Consider the following 6472-nt stretch of genomic DNA (forward strand, 5'->3'; position numbering starts at 1 on the left):
GAGCACGTGGCGCAGTCCGCCTAGAGCACGTCCAGCGCATCGAGCCGGATGTGGACGGGCTCGCCCGTCCGCTTCGCCGACAGCGCGGCCCGGCGTGCGCGCAGCTGCCGCGTGATGCCCGCAGCGGCACGGTAGGGGAAGAACAGCAGGACGCGGTGGGAGCCCTGGCCGGCCAGGGCCTCCGTCGCCGCCCGCCCCGGCGAATCCGCACCGCGCCCTGCCGCGGCGGCGGCACGCGCGGCGAGCATCGCCTCCCGGCGCACATCGGGCGGAATCGGGGCCGGGCCGACGACGCGCGCGGCCCCCTCCGTCTCGACGCCGTCGAGGAAGTGGGTGAGGGCCTCCCGGGTCCCCGTCAGCACCGCGTACCGCACGGCCGGAGGCAGCCCGAGCTCCTGCCGCTCGACGAGTTCGCGGGCGGCGGCGCCCGCAGGATCCCAGCGCACGAGGTGCCCCACCGCGACGTCGTCGTCGCCCGTGATCACCACCGTGCCGCCAGCCGTGGACGGACGGGCGAGGATCGCCGCCGAGAACCACCGCCGGAGCGCGTCCTCGCCCGCACGCAGCGACTCGCGGCTCAGCAGGGCGTTGCCGTCGAGGAGGATGACGGCCGCGTAGCCGCCGGGGGCCACGGGTTCCGCGCCGGGCGTCGCGACGACGACGGCGGGGACATCGCGAACGGTGTCGACGATGTGCTCGCCCGCCGAGGAGACGACCGGCACGCCCGGGAACGCCCTCCCCAATTCCTCCGCGGTCCGGGTGGCACCCGCGACGGTCGCCCGGACCCGCGTGCCACCACATTCGGCGCACGACCAGGAGTTGTCCGGCCGCCCGCACCAGCGGCACACCAGGGGGGCATCCCGTCCGGCCTGGGCCAGTGGCCCGGCGCAGGCGGAGCAGCGGGCCGGGTGGCGGCACCGGTCGCAGGCCAGCGCCGGCGAGAAGCCGGTCCGCGCGACCTGCAGCAGCACGGGGCCGTGCCGGAGCCCAGCCTGCGCCGCGGCCCAGGCGGCGTGCGGGATCCGGGCCTGCGCGGCCAGCGGGTCCCGCTCCATCTGGTAGGCGTCGGCCGCGTGGACGACGCGTGGCGTGGACCGTCGCACCTCGGCGCGGTCCGCCTGGATGGCGCGTGCCCACCCCGTGTCGACGAGGCGCTGGGACTCGGTGGTCCGGGCGAAGGAGGAGAGCAGCACCGCGGCACCCTCCTGCTCGGCCCGCAGGAGCAGCACGTCGCGGACGTGCTGGTAGGGTGCGCGCTGCTCGATGTGCTGGTCGTCGCCGTCGTCCCACAGGCAGAGCAGGCCGAGGTCGCGCACGGGGGCGTAGGCGGCGGAGCGCGTGCCCACCGCGACGGTCGCTGTGCCCGTGAGGAGGCGCAGGAAGTTGCGGTACCGCGGCGTGGCTCCGTCCTCGCCCGTCAGGCGGGCGACGGCGGCGGCACCGAGCCGGGCGGTGAGGGCGGCCTCGACGCGGGCGAGGTCGCGCTGGTCGGGGACGACGACGACGGATCCCCGCCCCGAGGCCGCCGCGGCCGCCACGGCATCGGCGATCTCCTCCGTCCAGGCCCTGGCGCCGAAACCACCCAGGCTCGTGAGGACGGCCCGGGGCGATTCCCCGGCGGTCAGGTGCTGGAGGAAGGCGGAGCCGCTCGGGTAGCGCCGGAAGCTGCCGGACGACGGGCCTGCCGCGACGGGCGCGGCGCCGTCGGCCGCCTCGGGGGGAAACTCGGCCTCGACACGGGCCATGCGCGGCGGCACGGCGGAGCGCAGGACGTCGCTCACCGTGCCGACGGACCGCGCGGCGACCGCCGTCGCGAGCGCCAGGACCTCGGGCGTCAGCACCCGGTGCGGGGAGACGACCTTGCCCAGCGGCAGGAGCGTCGCCGTGGTGCTGGCCTCGTCGACGCGTTCGGCCAGGAAGCCCGCCTGCTCGCGGCCGGCGAACCGCACCTTGACCCGCACGCCGGGCTGGGCCTCGGCGTCCATGGCGGCGGGCACCGCGTAGTCGAAGAACCGGTCGAGGTGCGGGAGCTGGGCGTCGAGGACGACCCGCGCCACGGGCAGGGCGGACGCGCGCTCGGGATCGGTGCGCGGCAGCTTCGCAGCGCCGAAGCCGTGCAGCAGCGACAGCTGGCCGTCCGTGCCGCCCGAATCCCGCTTCGTCTCCGTCATGATGTCGCCGGGACCGGCGTGCGCCGGCCGCCGTCCCCTCCCGCCTCAGGCGTCGAAGTAGCTCCGGAGCTTGTCGACGCGATCGGTACGCTCCCAGGTGAAGCCGTCCTCCTCGCGGCCGAAGTGGCCGTGCGCCGCGGTGCGCTGGTAGACGGGGCGCTTCAGGTCGAGGGCGTTGATGATGCCGAGGGGCCGGAGGTCGAAGATCTCGCGGATCGCCGTGCCGATGGCCAGCGGGTCCACGGTCTCGGTGCCGAACGTCTCGACGTAGATCCCGACGGGCTGGGCCATGCCGATGGCGTAGGCGATCTGGATCTCGGCCCGGCGGGCGAGGCCCGCCGCCACGACGTTCTTCGCCACCCAGCGCATGGCGTACGCGGCCGAGCGGTCCACCTTCGACGGATCCTTGCCGCTGAACGCTCCGCCGCCGTGGCGTGCCATTCCGCCGTAGGTGTCCACGATGATCTTGCGGCCGGTGAGTCCGGCATCACCCACGGGTCCGCCGATCACGAAGGCGCCGCCGGGGTTGAGGATGTGGCGCACCGAGGACGTGTCGAGCTCGGAGTCCGCCAGGACCGGCGCGATGACGTGGTCGGCGAGATCGGCGCGGAGCTGCTCGAGGGACACGTCGGCGGAGTGCTGGGACGAGATGACGACGGAGTCGATGGAGACCGGCCGGTCGCCGTCGTACCCGATGGTCACCTGGGTCTTCCCGTCGGGCCGCAGGTACGGGAGGATGCCGTCCTTGCGGACCGCGGTGAGTCGCTCCGAGAGGCGGTGCGACAGCCAGATGGGCGTGGGCATCATCACCGCGGTCTCGTCGCTCGCGTAGCCGAACATGATGCCCTGGTCCCCGGCACCCTGGGCGTCGTAGGGGTCGACGCCGGTGCCCTCACGGGTCTCGAGGGAGGTGAACACACCCGAGGCAATCTCCGCGGACTGCTGCCCGATGGATACCGAGACGCCGCAGCGGGCGCCGTCGAAGCCGTTGGCCGAGGAGTCGTAGCCGATGCCGAGGATGGTCCGGCGGACGATGTCGGGGATCTCGACGTACGCCTCCGTGGTGACCTCGCCCGCCACGTGCACGAGGCCCGTGGTGACCAGGGTCTCGACCGCCACGCGGGAGTCGGGGTCCTGCTCGAGGAGCCCGTCGAGGATGGCGTCGCTGATCTGGTCGCAGATCTTGTCCGGATGGCCCTCGGTGACCGATTCCGAGGTGAAAAGGCGCAGGGGGGACTCAGTGCTCGGTGGATTCACGTGCCCACTCTACTTGGTCGGGGGGACGGTCCGGCCCGGCTGCTCCCCGACGGAACGGGCGCGGCGGACAGGAGGGCGCCCGCGCATCAGGGGGCGAGGAGCCGCGCGGCGTGCCCGATGACGGCGTCGGCGACGGCCCGCTTGGAACCCCGCACCGGAGCGGACTCGGTGCCGTCGGCGCCCAGGATCGTGACGGTGTTGGAATCTTCGCCGAAGACGAGGTCAGAGCCGACGACGTTGAGGACGAGGAAGTCGCAGCCCTTCCGCGCGAGCTTGGCCCGGGCGTGCGTCAGCGGATCGGCCGTCGCGTCTCCTGTCTCGGCGGCGAATCCGGCGATCACGAGCGGCTCCGAGCGCCCCTCCCGCGCGAGCACCGCCTCGCGGAGGACGTCGGGGTTGCGGACGAGGGTGATCACGGGATCCGAGCCGTCGTCGCGCTTCTTGATCTTGGTGGCGACGACCTCGGCGGGCCGGAAATCCGCCACGGCAGCGGCCATCACGAGGACGTCCGTTGCGGGCAGGGCCTCGAGGACGGCGTCGCGCAGCTGCAGCGCGGACTCGACCCGTACGACGTCGCACCCGGGCGGCGGGGCGACGTCGGCGTGAGCGAGGACGAGGGTCACGTGTGCACCCTGCGCGAGTGCCGCTTCGGCGAGGGCCATACCCTGCTTGCCGGACGAGCGGTTGCCGAGGAAGCGCACGGGATCGAGGGCCTCCCGGGTGCCTCCGGCGGAGATGGTCACGCGCCTGCCCCGCAGCGGACCGGAGCCCCCGCTGCGGGCGACGGCGTCCATCGCCGCCGCGAAGATGTCGGCGGGCTCGGGGAGCCGGCCGGGACCCGAGTCCGCACCGGTGAGTCGACCGGAGGCCGGCTCCATGACGGTGACGCCGCGCGAGCGGAGGGTGGCGACGTTCGCCCGGGTGGCCGCGTGCTGCCACATCTCGGTGTGCATCGCCGGGGCCAGGAAGACGGGCCCGTGCGCCATGAGGAGCGTGCCGGTCAGGAGGTCGTTGGCCAGGCCCGCGGTGGCGCGCGCGAGGACGTCCGCGGTGGCGGGGGCGACGACGATGAGGTCGGCCTCGTGGCCGAGCCGTACGTGGTTGACCTTGTCGACGTCGTCCCAGACGCTGTTGCTCACCGGGTTGCCCGAGAGGGCCTCCCAGGTGGCGGTCCCGACGAAGCGGATGGCGGCGTCGGTCGGGATGACGGTGACGTCATGCCCGGACTCCGTGAAAAGACGGAGGAGGGATGCTGCCTTGTAGGCCGCGATCCCTCCTCCGACACCAAGTACTATGCGCACCGGTCGTCCGTGGCCTGCTTCGGGGGCCGGACTATTCGGACTGTTCCATGGGCGAGGACACGAGCATGCCCTCGTTGATCTCCCGCAGTGCGATGGAGAGGGGCTTCTCGTTCAGCTTCGTGTCGACGAGGGGGCCGACGTACTCGAAGAGCCCCTCGTGGAGCTGGGAGTAGTACGCGTTGATCTGGCGGGCGCGCTTGGCGCCGTAGATCACGAGGGCGTACTTCGAGTCCGAGGCCTCCAGCAGAGAGTCGATCGGCGGGTTGATGATGCCTTCGGGCTGAGTTGACACAAAATCTCCAAATATTAGGCGGAACGGCTGCTGCGGGGCTTCTCAGCGCTGCAGCGGACGCAGTCCCATCAGTGATACGAGCTCGTCTGCCGCATGCTCCACGGAGTCGTTGACGACGGTGTGGTTGAATTCCGGCTCGGCGGCAAGTTCCAGTTTAGCGGTTTCCAGCCGTTGCTGCTGTTCCTCGGGCGTTTCGGTGCCGCGGCCCACGAGGCGGCGCACCATCTCGTCCCAGCTCGGCGGGGCGAGGAAGACGAAGTTGGCCTCCGGCATGCTCTCCTTGACCTGCCGCGCGCCCTGCAGGTCGATCTCGAGGAGCACCGTGCGGCCCTCGTCCATCGCGGCCTGGACCGTGCGGCGCAGCGTCCCGTAGCGGTTGCGGCCATGGACCACGGCCCACTCCAGCAGCTGACCGTCGGCGATGAGCGAGTCGAACTCCTCGGGCGAGACGAAGAAGTAGTGCACGCCGTCCACCTCGCCGGGTCGCGGCGGGCGCGTGGTCGCGGAGACGGAGAGCCACACCTCGGGGTAGTTGTCCCGGATGTAGGTCGAGACGGTTCCCTTGCCGACCGCCGTCGGGCCGGCGAGGACAGTCAACCTGGGCTGCAACACAAACGCTTCCTTACTTGCTGGCCGAGCCAGAATGATGGTGTTCGAGGTATGAGACGAGAGCCGTGCGCTGGTGGATGCCGAGGCCTCGCACGCGACGTGTCGCGGCGATCCCGACCTCCGCCATGATCGCCGCCGCCCGGACGTCCCCGACGCCGGGCAGTGCCTTGAGGAGATCCAGGACCCGGAGGCGGCCCACGGCGTCCTCGCCGCCGGAATTCTCGATCACGTCCGCCACTGAGAGCTTACCGGTCTTCAGTCGGGCCTTGATGTCCGCCCGCACCGCCCGTGCCGCCGTCGCCTTCTCGCGTGCCCGCGTTCGCTCGACGTCCGTCAATGGCTTGAGGCTCACGGGTGCTCCCTGCGCTGGACGCCGCCCTGCAGGACGGCGACCGCTCGTCGGATGGATCGCCCGAGGAGGACTCGGGCCGGGACGGAGGTCGAACGGGACCGGCACGGGGTCGGTCCGGAACCGAACCTACCGGGCGCACCCGTCCGAAATCAATGCGCGCCCCGGCTCACCGGAGCCCGTCGCGCGTCCGCTCGGCGGCGGAGCGCAGGTTCCCGCCGTCGGGCCCGGCGGCCAGGATGGCGCGGCTCGACGTGGGGAGCACGAACGGCAGGGCCGATCCGAATGCGGCGGCGAGTTCCTCCTGCCCCGCACCCTGGGCGCCCACCCCGGGCGCGAGGATCGGGCCGTTGAGTGCGGCCAGGTCCAGGCCGAGCCGGTGTGCCGCGTCGCCGATCGTCGCCCCGACGACGAGCCCGACGGATCCGGGACCGGGGCCGACGTTCTCGGTTGCGGCGGCGCGGGCGATGGACCGCGCCACGGACTCCTCCCC

6 protein-coding genes and 1 pseudogene are annotated in these 6472 nt (G+C 72.7%); all 7 read right to left on the minus strand.

The annotated features are described in order from the left end of the window. Nucleotides 1-20: 20 nt before the first annotated feature. Nucleotides 21-2171 (minus strand): primosomal protein N', encoded by a 2151-nt coding sequence (locus tag CVO76_RS05900; RefSeq protein ID WP_208741198.1) that lies wholly within the window; start codon nt 2169-2171, stop codon nt 21-23. 45 nt (nt 2172-2216) lie between these two features. Beyond that, a complete protein-coding gene (gene metK / locus CVO76_RS05905) occupies nt 2217-3428 on the minus strand; it encodes a methionine adenosyltransferase (RefSeq protein ID WP_244186232.1) in 1212 nt (403 codons plus the stop codon). An 86-nt stretch (nt 3429-3514) separates the two neighbouring features. Continuing rightward, nucleotides 3515-4729: a bifunctional phosphopantothenoylcysteine decarboxylase/phosphopantothenate--cysteine ligase CoaBC gene (gene coaBC, locus CVO76_RS05910; protein ID WP_208741200.1), complete on the minus strand. Its 1215-nt coding sequence runs from the start codon at nt 4727-4729 to the stop codon at nt 3515-3517. Between the two features lie 31 nt (nt 4730-4760). After that, complete coding sequence (gene rpoZ / locus CVO76_RS05915) at nt 4761-5021, minus strand: DNA-directed RNA polymerase subunit omega (RefSeq protein ID WP_055771293.1); 261 nt, start codon at nt 5019-5021, stop codon at nt 4761-4763. A gap of 42 nt (nt 5022-5063) precedes the next feature. Further along, nucleotides 5064-5633, minus strand: coding sequence for a guanylate kinase (gene gmk / locus CVO76_RS05920; RefSeq protein ID WP_133080579.1), 570 nt, complete (start codon nt 5631-5633; stop codon nt 5064-5066). Nucleotides 5634-5643: 10 nt separating this feature from the next. Continuing rightward, entirely contained in the window at nt 5644-5982 is a 339-nt protein-coding gene (gene mihF, locus CVO76_RS05925) for an integration host factor, actinobacterial type (protein ID WP_133080580.1), read from the minus strand. 166 nt (nt 5983-6148) lie between these two features. Next, a pseudogene (locus CVO76_RS17285) lies at nt 6149-6472 on the minus strand (orotidine-5'-phosphate decarboxylase); the annotation flags it as partial.

It is taken from the genome of Arthrobacter agilis (genome assembly GCF_002953615.1).
Taxonomy (GTDB): Bacteria; Actinomycetota; Actinomycetes; order Actinomycetales; family Micrococcaceae; genus Arthrobacter_D; species Arthrobacter_D agilis_B.